At 59.1% G+C, this 16,877-nt stretch carries 14 protein-coding genes; 11 read left to right on the top strand and 3 right to left on the bottom strand.

What is annotated here, in order from left to right:
- Nucleotides 1–98: 98 nt before the first annotated feature.
- Nucleotides 99–1,073: a LysR family transcriptional regulator gene (locus tag ACR0K9_RS12010; protein ID WP_480531002.1), complete on the top strand. Its 975-nt coding sequence runs from the start codon at nt 99–101 to the stop codon at nt 1,071–1,073.
- 11 nt (nt 1,074–1,084) lie between these two features.
- Here ACR0K9_RS12010 and ACR0K9_RS12005 read toward each other — a convergent pair whose 3' ends face one another.
- On the bottom strand, nt 1,085–2,602 hold the full coding sequence (locus ACR0K9_RS12005; RefSeq protein WP_480823481.1) for a trimethylamine methyltransferase family protein: 1,518 nt from the start codon (nt 2,600–2,602) through the stop codon (nt 1,085–1,087).
- 186 nt (nt 2,603–2,788) lie between these two features.
- Between ACR0K9_RS12005 and ACR0K9_RS12000 the strand changes: the two genes are divergently transcribed.
- Complete coding sequence (locus ACR0K9_RS12000) at nt 2,789–5,224, top strand: GcvT family protein (protein WP_480823479.1); 2,436 nt, start codon at nt 2,789–2,791, stop codon at nt 5,222–5,224.
- Here the strand turns inward: ACR0K9_RS12000 and ACR0K9_RS11995 are convergent.
- Nucleotides 5,191–6,144, bottom strand: a complete 954-nt coding sequence (locus ACR0K9_RS11995; protein WP_480823477.1) for a GlxA family transcriptional regulator — start codon at nt 6,142–6,144, stop codon at nt 5,191–5,193. The two genes, ACR0K9_RS12000 and ACR0K9_RS11995, sit on opposite strands and share 34 nt — an antisense overlap.
- A 97-nt stretch (nt 6,145–6,241) precedes the next feature.
- Here ACR0K9_RS11995 and ACR0K9_RS11990 point away from each other — a divergent pair, with 97 nt between their 5' ends.
- From ACR0K9_RS11990 to ACR0K9_RS11965, 6 genes are all read left to right on the top strand, one after another.
- Nucleotides 6,242–7,402: an acyl-CoA dehydrogenase family protein gene (locus ACR0K9_RS11990; protein ID WP_480823475.1), complete on the top strand. Its 1,161-nt coding sequence runs from the start codon at nt 6,242–6,244 to the stop codon at nt 7,400–7,402.
- Nucleotides 7,403–7,404: 2 nt separating this feature from the next.
- Entirely contained in the window at nt 7,405–9,420 is a 2,016-nt protein-coding gene (locus tag ACR0K9_RS11985; protein ID WP_480823473.1) for an acetate--CoA ligase family protein, read from the top strand.
- A 3-nt stretch (nt 9,421–9,423) separates the two neighbouring features.
- Complete coding sequence (locus tag ACR0K9_RS11980; protein WP_480530990.1) at nt 9,424–10,203, top strand: carnitinyl-CoA dehydratase; 780 nt, start codon at nt 9,424–9,426, stop codon at nt 10,201–10,203.
- A gap of 181 nt (nt 10,204–10,384) precedes the next feature.
- Nucleotides 10,385–11,962 (top strand): winged helix-turn-helix domain-containing tetratricopeptide repeat protein, encoded by a 1,578-nt coding sequence (locus ACR0K9_RS11975; RefSeq protein WP_480823471.1) that lies wholly within the window; start codon nt 10,385–10,387, stop codon nt 11,960–11,962.
- A 138-nt stretch (nt 11,963–12,100) separates the two neighbouring features.
- Entirely contained in the window at nt 12,101–13,180 is a 1,080-nt protein-coding gene (gene cysK, locus ACR0K9_RS11970; RefSeq protein ID WP_480823469.1) for a cysteine synthase A, read from the top strand.
- A 1-nt stretch (nt 13,181) separates the two neighbouring features.
- Nucleotides 13,182–14,618, top strand: coding sequence for a pyridoxal phosphate-dependent decarboxylase family protein (locus ACR0K9_RS11965; RefSeq protein ID WP_480823467.1), 1,437 nt, complete (start codon nt 13,182–13,184; stop codon nt 14,616–14,618).
- A gap of 54 nt (nt 14,619–14,672) precedes the next feature.
- On the opposite strand, the gene ACR0K9_RS11960 is transcribed toward ACR0K9_RS11965, so the two are convergent.
- Entirely contained in the window at nt 14,673–15,095 is a 423-nt protein-coding gene (locus tag ACR0K9_RS11960; RefSeq protein ID WP_480530982.1) for a VOC family protein, read from the bottom strand.
- A 336-nt stretch (nt 15,096–15,431) separates the two neighbouring features.
- On the opposite strand from ACR0K9_RS11960, the gene ACR0K9_RS11955 reads away from it, so the two are divergent.
- The 3 genes from ACR0K9_RS11955 to ACR0K9_RS11945 are packed head-to-tail and all read left to right on the top strand — an operon-like array spanning nt 15,432 to nt 16,877.
- Nucleotides 15,432–15,866, top strand: coding sequence for a hypothetical protein (locus ACR0K9_RS11955; RefSeq protein WP_480823465.1), 435 nt, complete (start codon nt 15,432–15,434; stop codon nt 15,864–15,866).
- Nucleotides 15,863–16,519, top strand: coding sequence for a MotA/TolQ/ExbB proton channel family protein (locus ACR0K9_RS11950; protein ID WP_480823463.1), 657 nt, complete (start codon nt 15,863–15,865; stop codon nt 16,517–16,519). The genes ACR0K9_RS11955 and ACR0K9_RS11950 overlap by 4 nt, the downstream gene beginning before the upstream one ends.
- A 31-nt stretch (nt 16,520–16,550) precedes the next feature.
- A complete protein-coding gene (locus ACR0K9_RS11945; protein ID WP_480823461.1) occupies nt 16,551–16,877 on the top strand; it encodes a biopolymer transporter ExbD in 327 nt (108 codons plus the stop codon).

Here is a 16,877-nt window from a genome sequence, read left to right as displayed (position 1 = left end):
AAGAACCAGAGCCGCCAAAAGCCTGTATTTTAGACTTTCTGATAGTATAACTCTCATGTTTTACTGGTGATCCGCCCGTCACCACGAAAGCACCCCAAATGCCGCGCCAGACTGCCCCCAAGGATCTCAGCCTCAAGTGGCTGGAATTGTTTCAGATTTGCGCCCAGAAGGGTTCGCTTCAGGCAGCGGCGAAGGAAACCGGGCTGACGATCAGCACGATCTCGCACCATTTGCGCAATCTCGAGGATCATTTGGGTGTCGCGCTGTTCAATCACGCGCGCAGGCCGATGGTGCTGACGCCAAAAGGCCATGCGTTTTTGCGCAATATCGACGATGCGTTGCATCTGATCCGAAAGGCCAAAGCCGAAGCCTCGGCCGGCAGCATTGCCGAGGCCAGCTATCTGCGCTTTGGCACGATCGAGGATTTCGACAGCGATATCATACCTGAGCTGGCGGTGTATCTGTCCACCAATATGCCCACCTGCGATTTTCTCTATCACACGGATTCCAGCCACGCGATTATCGAGATGTTGCGTGACCGGCAGCTGGATGTGGGGATATCAACCACGCCCACAGAAAAGATGCCCGATCTTCAGGATCGCCCGCTTTTGCGCGATCCGTTCGTCATCGTGCTGCCAAAGGTAAGTGACGAGTCGCTGACCGATATCGTTGAAGGGCGTACCAAATTGCCGTTTCTGCGATTTTCCAGCACGCTGATCATCGCGCGACAAATTGAATCACAGCTGCGCCGGATGGGTTTTTCCCCCGCTCACAAGTTTGAATGCAGCAACAACCAGACCCTGATGTCCATGGTCTCAGCCGGGGCTGGGTGGACCATCACGACACCCCTGTTGTTCTCACGCGCCAAGAGGTTTCAGCCAAAGCTGAAAATGCATCCTTTCCCGGGAAAGAGCTTTTCACGCACGCTTGCGCTCGTCGCGACACCCGATTGTTCTCGGTCGGTAATCGAGCTGGTCGACACCAAAACACGGATTTTGATCCGGGACCGCATTCTTGCACCGCTTCATGCGGACTACCCGTGGCTGAGTGATCGTTTCGATTTGGTCGAGTAGCCCGGCGTCGTTCAAAGGATATTGAATCGCTGCCGGATCATCCGATCCTGTTCCGGTGTCAGATAGTTTGGCCGGTGGTCCCGCAAGATTTCCTGCGCCTTCCGGCGTGCACGGGACCGCGCATCAAGTGCACCATTCTCGGCCCAGGTCCGGGGCTCATCCCGGTCCGCCAGAGATGGATAGAAATAGTCCCGTTCCATCGCGGCAAAGGTGTGTTGACCGCCCAGAAAATGCCCTTCACCCAGAACCGCCTCACAAATGGCGTCGAAGCCCAGATTGTCCTCGGTCACCTCGACCCCTCGCAGGGCGCGATAGGTGTTCGAGTGCATCTCGTCATCCAGAACGAAGCCTTCGAAACTGGCCCCCAACAGAGACGCTGTCATGCCCGAGCTTTCGTAGATCAGATTACCCCCCGCCAGCGCTGCCGCCATCGAGGTCAGCCCCTTCTCGACCCCGTATTGCGCATCAATAGCCTTGGCGTCAGTCATTGAACAGGCCACACCTGACGGCAGCCCCAGCCAGTTCGACAACTGCGCCGAAGCCGCGTTCAACACCGCCGTCTCGCCACTGCCGCCCGAAAACACGCCTGTGCGCAGGTCGATCACGAGCGGCCAGTTCGAAAACACCATCGGAAATCCGGGCTGGATGGCATGGACCATCACCAGACTGGCCAAGGTCTCCGCCAGCGATTGGGCCAGAAATCCCGCCAGCGTTGCAGGCGCGGTTGCCCCGGCCTGCGCGGCGGTGATGCACGACATCGGTATATTGTGTTCGACGCAGGCATAGACGACATCCACCGCATCCTCGCCATAGCGCATCGGCGAGATCACGGGGCTGATATGCGCCTTCATGAAGGGTCGCTTCGAGAACTCGCCCGGTCCACCGGCAGCGATATCCAGCATCTCGACTATCGGGGCGACGTTCTCGGCCAAAGTGAATGAGGTCGCTGTGGGTTTTGTGGTGTTCTTGATCAGAGCGTATGCCGTGTTCACATCCAGATCGAACGTCTCGGGCACGTCAGTTGCAACGCAACACCGGGTGAACCAGCTGACATTGGCCAGCACATCCTGCAGCCGAGTGAAATCGTGCAAATCACGCAGGGTCGAAGGACGATAAAGACCCGTTTCCAGATCAAGTGTCTGAACTGCGGCCCCCCCTGTTCCGAAATGCACACGGTTGCCACCCACTTCGATCGAACGCGCCTCATCCCGCCCGTGCAAAACAAAGGTCTTGGCCGCCTGATCGATGGCCTGTTCGACAAGCTGCGGCGGGAAGGTCACCCTGCCCTCGCCCGTGTCGCGCGCGCCGATGGCCAGCAGATCGGCATGCAGCCGCGCCGGCACTTCGCCCATTCCCAATCTGTCGAGCAGATCGAGGGCCGTCGAATAAATGCGTTCCAGCTCAGCCTCGGTAAGCGGTTTGTAACTGCCGCCCGGCTGTCCGGGTGGGCACGGGTCAAGCGCCGGTTTTTCAGCCCGTTGTGCCAGTCGGCCCTTCCGGCCCGCCCGCTTCCCTTGGCGCGCTTCCATGTCCGCCCTTTCGCCCGTTTTTAGTGACCGCATACAACAAGGTCTTGGCCCGTGGGTTCAACGCAAGTCGCATTATTGTCAATATTTCTAATTTCTCTTTCGATATTTTGATTACTGCTACGCAATACCTTGCAAACCCTTGATGCAACCAGACTAATCCCGACAAACCAGCCGGAGGGTCCCTGCATGAAATCGCGCACCAAGGTGGTCGTCATCGGAGGCGGTATCGCCGGTTGTTCAACGCTCTATCACCTGACCCGCGAAGGCTGGAGCGACGTTGTGCTGGTCGAACGCAATGAGCTGACCAGCGGCACCACCTGGCATTCTGCTGCACAGGTGACCAATTTCGGCATGAACCAGACCATGGTCGGGCTCAAGACCCACTCGATCAACCTGTACAAGGAACTGGCCGAGGACCCGGGCTATCCGATCAACTATCATCATGGCGATGGCGGTATCCGTCTGGCCAATACGCCGGAACAGATGCAGGGCTATCGCCACTTCGCCTCGATGGCGCGCGGGATGGATGTGCATTTCGAAGTGATCGATGCCGAGGAATGCGCGCGCCGGCATCCGTTGATCTCGACCGAAAACCTGCTGGGCGGGCTCTGGGACCCGCTGGACGGCGATATTGACCCGGCGCAGTTGTGTCAGGCTCTGGCCCGCCGCGCCCGCAAAGCCGGGGCCGAAGTGTATCGGAACACGCCTGTCACCGGGCTGACCCAGCATAAGGACGACACATGGACCGTTCACACCGAACATGGTGACATTGACTGCGATATCGTGGTCAACGCCTGCGGATATCGTGTGAACGAGGTCGGCGCGATGATGGGTGTGCATCACCCTATCGCCTCGATGGAACATCAATATTTTCTGACCGAAGAGATCCCCGCCATCCGCGAGGCGGGTCACCGCATGCCGCTGCTGCGCTGCCCAATCAGCGACTACTACTGCCGACAGGAGAAGAACGGACTACTGGTCGGGTTTTATGAGCAAGACTGCAAAACCTGGGGCATGGACGGGATCGACCCGAACTTTGTAAACGCGCTCTGCCCCGATGATCTGGACCGCGTAACAGATGTGCTGGAGGGCGCTTTCGCCCGAATGCCCGCGCTGATGGAGGTGGGCATTCACACCGTCGTCAACGGCCCCATCACTTACACGATTGACGGCGCGCCTCTGGTTGGCCCGATCCCCGGCAAACGCAACGCCTTCTGCATCATCGGTCTGCGCGCCGGGTTGGGCGAAGGTGGCGGCCACGGCTGGCTGCTGGCGCAGCAGATTGTTCATGGCGAAGCTTGCTATGACACCTGGTGCCTCGACCCGCGCCGGTTCACCGGCCATGCGAATGTGGAGCTGACCGCACTGAAGGCGATCGAGGATTATCAGAACGAATTCCGCTTTCATTTCCCTCATGAACACCGCCCTGCGGGTCGCCCGGCCAAGACCACTCCGCTGACACCGGTACTGGCCGCCGAAGGGGCCGAATTTACCGTTGTAAGTGGATGGGAGCGGGTCGATTACATCAAGCCCTCGGGCGAATTTCACCCCTCACTGAGCTTCGGTTTCGATGAGGCTTTCGATCTGATCGCAGCCGAAATTCAGAACGTTCAGACCAATGTCGGCCTGGCCGAAGTGAACGGTTTCAACCGCATTGAGGTCACGGGCGCAGACCGTCACGCGTTTCTTGACCGGATGTTCTGCGGGCCGGTGACCAAGCGCGATGGGCGCGTGGGCCTTGGCTATCTGCTCAACCATCACGGCATGGTCAAGGCCGAGGCCACCATCGCCAACCTGCCCGCCAGTGATCGCGGACCGGCACGGGTTTGGTACGGGTCTGCAGCGGCCAGTGAGTATCACGATATGGACTGGTTGCGGGCGCATCTGCGTGACGATGAGGATGTGCAACTGAACTCATTGACCAACGATCAGACGATTTTGGTCCTCGCAGGACCAAAGGCGCGCGACGTGTTGTCGGCCTGCGCGCGCGGCGACTGGTCGCGCGATGCTTTCCCTTGGCTTTCCTTGCGCGAGTGTTTTGTCGGCATCGCCCCGGCCACGGTTTTGAACATCAGCTTCTCGGGCGAACTGGCCTATGAGATCCACGTTCCGAACAACGCGCTTTATGCTGCCTACCTGGCCCTGCGACAGGCCGGAGACGCGCATGGGCTAAAGCTGTTTGGCGCGCGCGCGGTCGACTCGATGCGGATGGAAAAGGGCTTTTTGCACTGGAAGGCCGATCTGCTGACCGAATTCGACCCATTCGAAACCGGGCTGGACCGGTTTGTGAAGCTGGACAAGGGCGATTTCGTTGGCCGGGAGGCGTTGATAAAACGTCAGGCAGAGGGGGCCCGCAAGAAACTGGTCAACCTGAAGATCGATACGACGAAGGCCTCCGCGCATGGCGGAGCGTCCTTGATGTCAGCAGGCAAAGTCGTGGGCACAATCACGTCAGGCGACTGGGGACACCGCACCGGGCTGAACCTTGCTTACGGTTTCGTCGAACCGGACCTCTCGGCCCCCGGAAGCCGGATGCAGCTTGACCTGTGCGGCGAGATGGTCGAGGCCGAGGTGATTGCCCCCTTACCCTATGATCCGGAATTCGCGCGGATGCGCGCCTGACTCTGACCGCTGTTTCGATAGGCGGTCGGTGTCAGCCCGAATTCAGACCGAAACGCCCGCGTCATAGCGCTTGCGTTTTCATATCCGCAGCGGCTGGCGATCTCGGCCACCGATTGCTGGGTCTCGGCCGCCAGCTTGCGTGCCAGATTCAGACGCAAACGACGATAGAGCGCCTGCGGGGTCGTTCCCAGTTCAGCCTGCACCCGTATTTCGATCTTCTTCTGTGAACAGCCCAGTTGCCGCGCGATGTCCGTGATCTGAACCGGCGTCTCCAACGCGTTTTGCATGACGTTCAGAACTCTGTTGACAAGACTGTCTTCGGATTTCATCGGCAGCGCCGCGGTGCCCGGCTCACTGCGGTTCATCAACAGATGGGCAACTTCCATCGACAAAAGCGGGCCGTGATCCGCCTGAATCAGCGCTGTTGCCAGATCATAAGCCGCCATCGCGCCGGAACAGGTGATCCTGTTGCGATCGATCACAAAGCGTTCCTGAACCGCGTCAATCTCTGGAAAAGCCTCTTCGAACCGCGAAAGCTCATCCCAATGGATTGTCGCGCGGCTCCCTTCCAACAGACCTGCGTGGGCGAGCAACCAACTGCCTGTGTCCAGACCGGCCAGCACTGCGTGCCGTGTCGCGGCCCGACGCAGCGCGCGCGCAGTTTTGGGCACTGCAAGGTCAAGGTATCCGTAGGACGGCATCACAACCAGCGCATCGCCGGTCTCAACCCCCAGCGCCCCATCCGGCGTCACCCGCAACCCGCTGGAACTCTGAACCGGCGCACAATCCATCGAATAGAATCGCCACGTATAAAGCGACTGCCCTGCTAGGGTATTTGCCGCGCGCAGCGGTTCGACGAAACTGGCCAGACAGTGGTTCGAAAACCCGTCAAACAGCAGAATGTTATATCTCTGTATCAAGTTTTTCTAACTCCGCATGAATTCTTACGATTACTGCATGTCATGAGATCAGGCAATCTCGTTTCATCGGGAACCAGAAATCAAGGGAACACGCGCCATGCAGTTTGGATTGTCCGAAGAACAGGAAATGATCGTCTCGACGGTTCGCAGCTTTGTCGAAAACGAAATCTATCCGCATGAGGCCGAGGTCGAACGCACCGGTCAAGTCCCGCATGAGTTGGGCGAGCAGATCAAACAGAAGTGCATCGATCTGGGATTCTACGCCTGCAACTTCCCGGAGGAGGTTGGCGGCGCCGGCCTGTCGCATCTCGATTTCACTCTGGTCGAGCGCGAACTGGGTCGCGGCTCGATGGCGTTGACTCATTTCTTCGGTCGTCCGCAGAACATCCTGATGGCGTGCAATGATGAACAGCGCGAACGCTATCTTCTGCCCGCTGTGCGCGGCGAAAAGATGGACGCGCTGGCGATGACGGAACCGGATGCGGGTTCGGATGTGCGCGGCATGAAGTGCCAGGCCGTGCGCGATGGCAGTGACTGGGTCATCAATGGCTCAAAACACTTCATTTCGGGGGCCGAACACGCGGATTTCTTCATCGTGTTCATTGCAACCGGAGTAGACGAGACCCCGAAAGGCCCCAAAAAACGCATCACCACCTTCCTTGTGGATCGCGGCACACCCGGGTTCGAGGTGCGAGACGGGTACAACTCGGTCAGCCACAAGGGCTATAAAAACTACATCCTGTATTTCGACAATTGCCGCCTGCCCGACGCGCAGGTTCTGGGCGAGGTCGATGGCGGCTTTGCTGTCATGAACGAGTGGCTCTATGCGACCCGGCTGACGGTTGCGGCCTTCTCAGTCGGGCGTGCGCGGCGCTGCTTTGACTATGCGCTGAACTATGCCGCCGAGCGCAAGCAATTCGGCCAACCTATCGGCAAATTTCAGGGTGTGGGTTTCCAGATTGCCGACATGATCACCGAGATCGATGCCGCCGATTGGCTGACCCTCTCTGCTGCTTGGCGTCTAGATCAGAACCTGCCGTCGAACCGCGAGATCGCCTCGGCCAAACTCTATGCCTCCGAGATGTTGGCGCGGGTCACCGATACCACGTTGCAGATTTTTGGCGGTATGGGCCTGATGGATGACTTCCCGATCGAGCGCTTCTGGCGCGACGCGCGGGTTGAACGCATCTGGGACGGCACCAGCGAGATACAGCGCCACATCATCAGCCGCGATCTGCTGCGTCCGCTGGGCGCCTGACTATGGTGAAAGATCTAACGCGGTTACTGCGACCCAAGTCCATTGCCATCATCGGGGGCGGCGCCTGGTGCCAGCAGGTCATCCTGCAATCGGAGCGTATGGGATATGCGGGTCACATCTGGCCGGTCCATCCCAAGGCGTCCGAGATTGCGGGCCACAAGGTCTATGGTCATCTGGAAGCCCTGCCTGCGGCCCCCGACGCGGTGTTCATCGGCATCAACCGTCATGCCACGATTGAAGCTGTCCACATCCTTTCCAGCATGGGCGCGGGTGGTGCCGTGTGTTTCGCCTCGGGCTTTTCGGAGGCTGTGGCTGAGGATGACACCGGCGGTGATCTGCAAGATCAACTGATTGCCGCCGCAGGTGAGATGCCAATCCTCGGGCCGAATTGCTATGGATTTATCAACGCGCTGGACGGCGCTCTGCTGTGGCCGGACCAGCATGGGGCGACGCCTGTCGACAAGGGCGTCGCAATCCTGACGCAAAGCTCGAACATCTCGATCAACCTGACCATGCAGAAACGCGGGTTGCCGATTGCCTATATGGTGGCCTGCGGAAACATGGCGCAAACCAGCCAGGCCGAGATCGCCGCGGCCCTGATCGATGACCCGCGCGTCACCGCTGTAGGCCTGCATATCGAAGGCTTCAAAGACATCCGCGAATGGGAAGCGCTGGCCGCGAAAGCATATGCCAAAGGTATACCGCTGGTGGCGCTCAAAGTTGGCGCGTCCGAGCAGGCGCAGGCCGCGACCGTTTCGCATACCGCGTCTCTGGCGGGCAGCGACGCGGGCGCACAGGCCCTGTTGCAGCGTCTTGGTATCCCGCGCCTTTCAACCCTGCCCGATTTTCTGGAAACCCTGAAACTGCTGCATTGTTATGGCCCGCTGCCGGGCGGCAACATCGCTTCGATCAGTTGCTCGGGAGGCGAGGCCAGTCTGATCGCGGACATGGCTGTTGGGACCGGCCTCACTTTCCCGCGTCTTTCCGACGAGCAGAAAACCCATCTGCGCGACGCGCTTGGTCCGATGGTCGCGCTGAGTAACCCGTTGGATTATCACACCTATATCTGGCGTGATGAAGACGCGATGGCAAAGGCGTGGTCCGGTATGACGGGCGAAGATATCGATCTAACGGTCTCAATTGTCGACTATCCGACCACCGACGCGACGGATTGGGCCTGCGCCACGCGCGCGGCGATGCAAGTTCGGGCGAAAACCGGTGCCCGGTTTGCGATTGCCGCGACATTGCCGGAACTTCTGCCCGAGGATGTCGCGCAGGCGCTTATCGACGGTGGTGTGGTCCCCTTCATGGGGCTGGGCGAAGCGCTGGCCGCGATCCGCGCAGCGGGCCAGATCGCAGCACCTTCTCCACAACCGGTCTGGCTGCCGGGTACGACCGAGGCCACCCGAACGTTGAAGGAGAGTGAATCCAAACAGGCTCTGGCCGGTTGCGGGGTGCGTATCCCGCAAAACCGCACCGTCAGCGGAGCGGATGAAGCCCGCGCGGCGGCGCAGGAACTGGACGCGCCTTTCGCCGTCAAAGGTGTTGGCCTTGCGCATAAGTCCGAACACGCTGCTGTCCGACTGGGTGTTCAGGCCAAAGATGTGGCGGACGTCGCGACCGATATCGGAACCTCCGAGGTTCTGGTCGAAGAAATGATCACCGGAGCTGTCGCCGAGCTGCTTGTGGGCGTGGTCCGCGATCCCGCACACGGATTTGTGCTGACCCTGGGTGCGGGCGGCGTGCTGACCGAAATCCTGCGCGACACCACTTCCCTGCTGGTACCCAGCATGCCTGATGACATCCGCACCGCCCTTGGCAGGCTGAAAATCGCGCCGCTGCTGGCGGGCTATCGCGGTCAACCTGCGGCTGATATGGATGCGATCATTGCTGCCGTTGAGGCCGTTCAGGCCTATGTCATGCAAAACGCCGACACGCTTGGCGAGGTCGAGATTAACCCGCTCCTCTGCACGCCTGACAAGGCGGTGGCCGTGGATGCCCTCATCAGAAAGGCCTGAGAAATGGACCCGATCAAAACCCGCCGCGAAGGCGCGATCCTCGAGGTGACACTGGATCGGCCCAAGGCCAACGCCATCGATCTGGCCACCAGCCGGATCATGGGCGACGTCTTTGCTGAATTCCGGGATGATCCCGAATTGCGTGTCGCCATTCTGACCGGCGCGGGCGAGAAATTTTTCTGCCCCGGCTGGGATCTGAAGGCCGCTGCTGATGGCGATGCCGTCGATGGCGACTATGGCGTGGGCGGCTTCGGTGGCTTGCAGGAATTGCGCGATCTGAACAAACCAGTCATCGCCGCCGTGAACGGTATCGCCTGCGGCGGCGGGTTGGAGCTTGCATTGTCGGCGGACATGATCCTGGCTGCCGATCATGCCAGTTTCGCACTGCCCGAAATCCGCTCGGGTACGGTGGCCGATGCGGCCAGTGTCAAACTGCCCAAACGCATCCCCTATCACATCGCGATGGAGTTGCTGCTGACCGGACGCTGGTTCGATGCAGAAGAAGCCCACCGCTGGGGTCTGGTGAACGAAATCCTCGCCGCCGATCAATTGATGAACCGTGCATGGGATCTGGCCCGCCTGCTCGCCTCGGGGCCGCCCTTGGTCTATGCCGCGATCAAGGAGATCGTGCGCGACGCCGAGGATGCCAAATTCCAGGATGCAATGAACCGTATTACCAAACGCCAGCTGCGCTCGGTTGATGTGCTTTATGCCAGCGAAGATCAGTTGGAAGGTGCCAGGGCTTTTGCGGAAAAGCGCGACCCGGTCTGGAAGGGCAAATAACCCACCTCAGCGCATCATGAACGGGTTCGGGATGGGCTCAACACTGGTGCGAAGCCACACGGCTTTCACGGTTATATTGCCCAACACGGCGGGTATTCACCTAAGCTATCCCCAAGAGGAATAGTTGGCTTTGGTTTCAGATCGTTTGTCCAGATATATCGTTTCTTGATATTGTCTCAATATGATCTGCGAATTTGGTGAGTTCAGAATCGATTATCTGCGTCAGGAGCTTCTGCGCAATGGATCGGTTGTTGATGTGGAACCGCTGGCGTTTCAACTCATCGCGCTTCTGGCCAAAAACCGTGACCGTCTCGTCACCAAGGATGAGCTCTATGCGGCCTTGTGGGGCAACCGGATCGTGTCCGAGGCCGCCTTGTCCACCTGTATCAAGTCGGCGCGGCGCGCGGTTGATGATGCCGGAGATCGGCAAACCATAATCAAGACGGTTCATGGCAAAGGGCTGCGGTGGATGATGCCGCTGCAGATCATCGACTGCGAAACGACCCCAGCGTCAGCAATGCCGCAGGATCTTGACGTGCAGGACACGGAATGGATCGAAGCGGCGGCGCGACCGACAATCGCAATTCTGCCTTTTGACAATATCGGCGGGGAGGATACAGCCAAAACGCTCAGCGCCGCGATACCGCACGAGCTCATCGCCTCCATCGCTCGTCTGCGCTGGATCACTGTGATCGCGCGCGGGTCCTCGTTTCGGTTCCATTCAAGAACAGGAGACATGGGCGAAATCCGCAAAAGCCTTGGGGCCCGATATTGCCTGACTGGAAGTGTCGAAGTGACAGGCCCACGGGTCGCGATCAGCGTCATGCTATCCAGCACCGCCGAGGGCGAAGTGATCTGGGCCGACCGGTTCAATGCCCGTATCGACGACGTGCATGAGGTACGTGAGAACATCATTTCTCAGGTCATCTTCGCGATCGAAGTGCAAATTCCGCTGAGCGAAGCGTCGAAAGCTCGCCTCAGATCACCCGAGAATATTGACGCTTGGGCGACTTATCATCTGGGCCTGCAATCCCTTTATCGCTTTGATGCCAATGAAAACGACCGGGCCATTGCTCTGTTCGAAAAGGCCGTCGCGTTGGAGCCCGGGTTTGCACGGGCGCATGGGGCGCTGTCCTTCGCTCATTTCAAAACCGCCTTCATGCATTATTCGGACAGCCGCGCCGAGCCGATAAAATTCGCCCGGGCCGAGGCTGAACGGGCCGTCGAACTGGATCCGATGGATCCGTTTGCCAATTTCAACATGGGCCGCGCCTTGTGGTTGGTTGGCGATCTGGACAGCGCCAAAACATGGCTGGATCGCTCAACTGCGCTCAGCCCGAACTTTGCGCAGGGAATCTATGCCCGCGCCTGGACCGAAACCGTGTCTGGCGCCAGTGGCATCGGAAGGCGCCTGTCCGACGATGCCCGTGTCCTCAGCCCGCTTGACCCGCTGCTTTATGCGATGCTGGGCACGCGGGCCATCAGCCTGGCAATCGAGGGTCGCGACAGCGAGGCAGCCATGTGGGCTGTACGGGCTGCAAACGCGCCCGGAGCGCATGATCTGATCAGTCTGATCGCCACGATTACCAATGAACTTGCTGGCAACCACGCAGAGGCCGCCCTCTGGGCTGATCGTGTGCGTGCCGCACCGCACCGCATTTCGCAGGCACGCTTCTTTCGCTCTTTCCCGTTCAGCGACTCCGGTACCCGTGCCCGGTTTTCCGACGCATTAAGTCGGCAAGGTATTCCCGAAACCTGAGCCAGGGCACCAATTCCTCAGCGATCTACAGGGAATCCTCAGAAACTCCTCAGGACTCGCGCATTCGGTTTCAACTAGTCTTGCAAGCATTAGGTGGGGCTGATCCGGCCAAACCAACGTTTCATATAGGGAAATGCAATGACCGATCAAAAGCTTAGAACAACCCAGGGAAACGGACGCGTTTTTGACAGCGTTCTGGACACCATCGGGAATACTCCCGTCATCCGCATCAACAATCTGGGGCCTGAAGGCGTCAATCTGTTTGTGAAATTCGAGGCGTTCAATCCCGCCGGGTCGGTCAAGGATCGTCTGGCCGTCAACATCATCGAGGCCGCCGAACGCAGCGGCGCGCTGAAACAGGGCCAGACCGTGGTCGAGGCGACCAGCGGCAATACCGGCATCGGGCTCGCCATGGTCTGCGCGCAAAAGGGTTATCCCTTAGTGGTGACCATGGCCGACAGTTTCTCGGTCGAGCGTCGTCGCCTGATGCGGATGCTGGGAGCCAAAGTGGTTCTTACCCCACGCGCCGAAAAGGGTTTCGGCATGTACCGCAAGGCCGCCGAACTGGCCGAGGCGCATGGCTGGCTGCTGGCGCGCCAATTCGAAACGGAAGCCAATGCCGAGATCCACGCGGCCACCACCGCACAGGAAATTATGAGCGATTTCAATGGACAGCGGCTTGATTACCTCGTGACCGGTTACGGTACGGGCGGCACAGTCACCGGGGTTGCCCGGGTTTTGCGCAAGGAACGGCCTGAAACCAAAATTATCCTGTCTGAGCCCGCCAATGCCCAATTGATCGGCAGCGGTATTGGGACAGATCGCGGTCAGGATGGTGACCCATTGGCCAGTCACCCGGCCTTTGAACCGCATCCGATTCAAGGATGGACCCCCGATTTCATCCCGGCGGTTTTGCAGGAATCGATCGACAACAAATACTTCGACGAACTGATCCCCGTCCCAGGACCGACAGGCGTGGAATGGGCCCGGAAACTGGCCAGCCAAGAGGGTATCTTGACGGGTATCTCGGGCGGGGCGACCTTCGCGATTGCGATCGGCATTGCCGAAAAGGCCGAACCGGGTGCGAATGTCCTGTGTATGCTGCCCGATACCGGCGAACGCTATCTGAGCACACCGCTGTTCGAGGGGATAGCCGAAGAGATGACGGAAGAAGAGATCGCAATCTCGAACTCCACGCCCGGCTACCGGATGTCCTGAGATGGCTGATCCGTTCTCAGCACTGGGCGTGGCGTATGACCGCGCCCTCACTTACCGACGTTCGGTGCCGGGCCGTCCTTGCGCGCCCCGGAAAGGCTTTGACGAGATGCTGGCCATCTTTGACGAACCTTTGCCCGAGCTTGGCAAGGATGCCGACGCCGTGATCAACGAGCTTGCGGATCGTGGCGAACAGGGCCTGACCCATATGGTCCATCCAAGGTTCTTTGGCTGGGTTCTTGGTGGTTCGGCCCCAGTGGGTGTCGCCGCAGACTGGCTCGTCAGCGCATGGGGGCAGAATTCGGCGTTCCATCATTCGACCCCCACCACCGCTGCGGTGGAACAAATCGCCGCCGGGTGGCTTCTGGACATCCTCGACCTGCCCCGCGACGCTGCCGTAGGATTTGTCACTGGCGGCACGGTTGGCAATTTCACCGCACTGGCAGCTGCGCGCGGGGCCGTTCTGCGCGCACATGGCTGGGACCCGGACGAGGATGGGCTGTTCGACGCCCCTCCGATCACAGTGTATCTGGGGGACGATGCGCACACATCAGTGATGTCTGCACTGGGATATCTCGGGCTTGGCCGAAATCGGGTCAAACGCGTTCAGACCGACGCCGAAGGCCGGATGGTTGCCTCTGATCTGGCTCAACAGATGGCCAAGCAGACTTCGCCAGCCATCATCGTGACGCAGGCCGGGCAGATCAACACGGGCGCATTCGATCCGTTCGATCAGATCGCGGACATCGCCGAACAGACAGGTGCATGGATACATGTGGACGGAGCATTCGGCCTCTGGGCGCGTGCGCATCCGGATTATCGCGCCTTGACCAATGGCCTCGACCGCGCGGATTCCTGGAGTGTTGACGGCCACAAATGGCTGCAAACGCCCTTTGACAGCGGCTATGCAGTCGTTCGGGACAAAGACGCCCTGCAAAAGGCGATGCGGATCAGCGCAAGCTATCTGCCACCACAAGCCGAACATGAACGCATCCCGTGTTTCCTGACCCCCGAACTGTCACGCCGCGCCCGAGGTCTGCCGACCTGGGCGATGCTCAAATCGCTTGGCCGAAAAGGCGTGCAGGAGATGGTCGGGCGCCATTGCAGAACTGCCGCACGAATTGCAGCGCGTTTACGGCCCGCCGACGGTGTACACGTCCTGAACGAGGTCGCGTTGAACCAGATCATCGTAAGCTTCGGCACAGATGGCGCAGATCCGCAGTTACATCAGACCGCAACAGAGGCCGTCATCGCGAGGATCGTGGAAAAAGGCAAAATATTCGTGGGGGGCAGCCAATGGCTCGGCGCTTGGGTGATGCGCATCTCGGTCATCTCCAACGATACCGAATTTGAAGCTGCCGACCGGATTGCAGACCATATTCTGGAAGTCTGGGAAGAGGTTCGGATGACGCTGATCAAATCGGAAAGTCCAGCCCTCTAGCCAACGCATGCTTGTGCCCCGGCCCCGGGGTACAAGCCGCATTCGGGATAGCGCCTATTCTGCGTTAACGGCCTGATGTACCTCGACAATGTTCCCTTCAGGGTCGTGAAAGAATATCTGATGCCATTCTTTCGCAAAGGCGGTTCCGTAGTCAGAATACTTCACGTCATTGGCCTCAAGCACCGCTTTGAACGCCTCGATATCATCGGTCCTGAACGCTATGTGACCGCGTTCGACCGGGTTGATCGCCTCGCCATGCTTGAAAGCCAGATCCAGATTGCGTTCGGCCAGATGCATCTGCATCACACCATCCGTCGCAAACCGGATCTTGCCATCATAGCCCGTTTCATCCGTCGACTCCGGCCGCGGGAAGTTTTCGATCGGGATGTCATCCAGGCCAAGCACCTTGGTATAGAATTGATGCAACCGCTCGATATCGTCGGAGACATAGTTGATGTGGTGGAATTCAAGTTTCATGCGCGCATTTCTTTGGTTCGTAATCTAGGGCAAGAAACCGCATGAGCCGGGCGCTGGCAAGTATTGCGCGATCAGCAGTGGCCAGAACGTACTCCGATAACCGGGCTGGTGAACAAGGGAATAGGTTTGATGCAATGCACACGCGATCCCTTCCAGAATACAAGCGCCCGACATCTTCAAAATCGTCAACAAAAAAGTTATGAACCGTAGACAGATAGCCGGGCACATTCCTGCCACCTGCCCTTTCGCCCGCAGAAGGGATTGGATATGAAAATCTAACCCTTGCCACAAGACGCAGGACCCATATCTCAGCACTGAGCAATCAGGAGCCCGCTTATGTTGTTTCATCGCTTCGGTCTGGCTGTCGTGTTGGCCCTTTCGTCTTCATTTCCGGCCCATGCACAGAACACCGAAAATACCCCAACCGGGCTGCTGATAGAGCTCAACACGCTGCAGGACGGGAACGGCGCCTGCAATCTGATCTTTTTTGTTCAGAACCAAACCGGACAAGAGATCGAAAAAGCAAAATTTGAAACCGTCATATTCAACACTTCAGGTGGCGTGGACAGGCTGGCGCTGTTTGATTTTCGCGATTTACCGTCGGACCGACCAAGGGTGCGCCAGTTCAGTTTACCCAATCTGAATTGCACATCCATCGGGCGCATGCTGATCAATGGTGCAAACAGCTGCATTGTCGGCGGATCCGATAGCGAAGTCTGTATGAATGAGCTTAAGCTTAACAGCCGTCTTGACGTGGAGCTATTGGGATGAATGCACTTGAGGCACTGCGCCAGATCGTGGCCCTGGGTGGGCCTGTGGTGGCGGTTTTGATCGTGATGTCGGTGCTGGCGCTGGCGGTTACGCTGTACAAGCTTTGGCAGTTCGCAGTGACCGGGGTCGGGCGTCATCGGGTGTTGTCCCAGGCGCTGGCAGCATGGGACAAAGGTGATCGCCAAACGGCGCGGGCTCGGCTGTCCAAAAGCCACAGCTATCTGGCCCCATTGGTAAGCGCGGCCATGGATGCGCCCGACCTGCCCGGTCTGGATGACCGTCTGGATGCCGAGGCCGGACTGGCGCTGGCCGGGCTCGAGCGTGGCTTCCGCCTGCTTGACACCGTGGCCCAACTGGCACCGTTGCTGGGTTTGTTCGGAACGGTTCTGGGCATGATCGAAGCTTTCCAAAGCCTGCAGCAGGCGGGCAGTTCGGTTGACCCATCCCTGCTGGCCGGGGGCATCTGGGTGGCGCTGATCACCACGGCGGTCGGGCTTGCGGTCGCAATGCCAACTTCAATGGTGCTGTCCTGGTTCGAAAGCCGCACCGCGCGCGAGCGGGTCTTTGCCGACAAAGCATTGCGGACCGTGCTGGTTCCGGGGCAATTGACCCCGGAAGCCGAAGCTTCCTCAGCCGTGCCGGAACATGCGTAACCGTGCGCCATTTGTCCGGCGATCCCTGTCGATGACACCGCTCATCGACGTGATCTTTCTGCTTTTGCTGTTTTTCATGCTGTCTTCGACCTTCTCGAAGTTCGGCGAGATCGAGCTTAGCAGTACAACCGGCGGAAATGCACAGACCAGCGAACCCTCTGAACGTGTCTTCCTGCAACTCGAGGCCGAGCGTCTGGTGCTGAACGGCACTCAGATCACGTTGGATGATCTGGAACGTGAGATCGAAACCGGGCAGGTTCTGGTCAGCCTCGCTCAGGATGTCACGGCCCAGCGGCTGACGGACGTTCTGATCCGGTTGCGCGGGCGCGACGGTCTGAGCATTCTGGTGCTGGAGTAG

This window comes from Ruegeria sp. L12, assembly GCF_056531745.1.
Note: the sequence above shows the minus strand (reverse complement) of the source record. Positions and strands in the feature narration are given on the sequence as shown.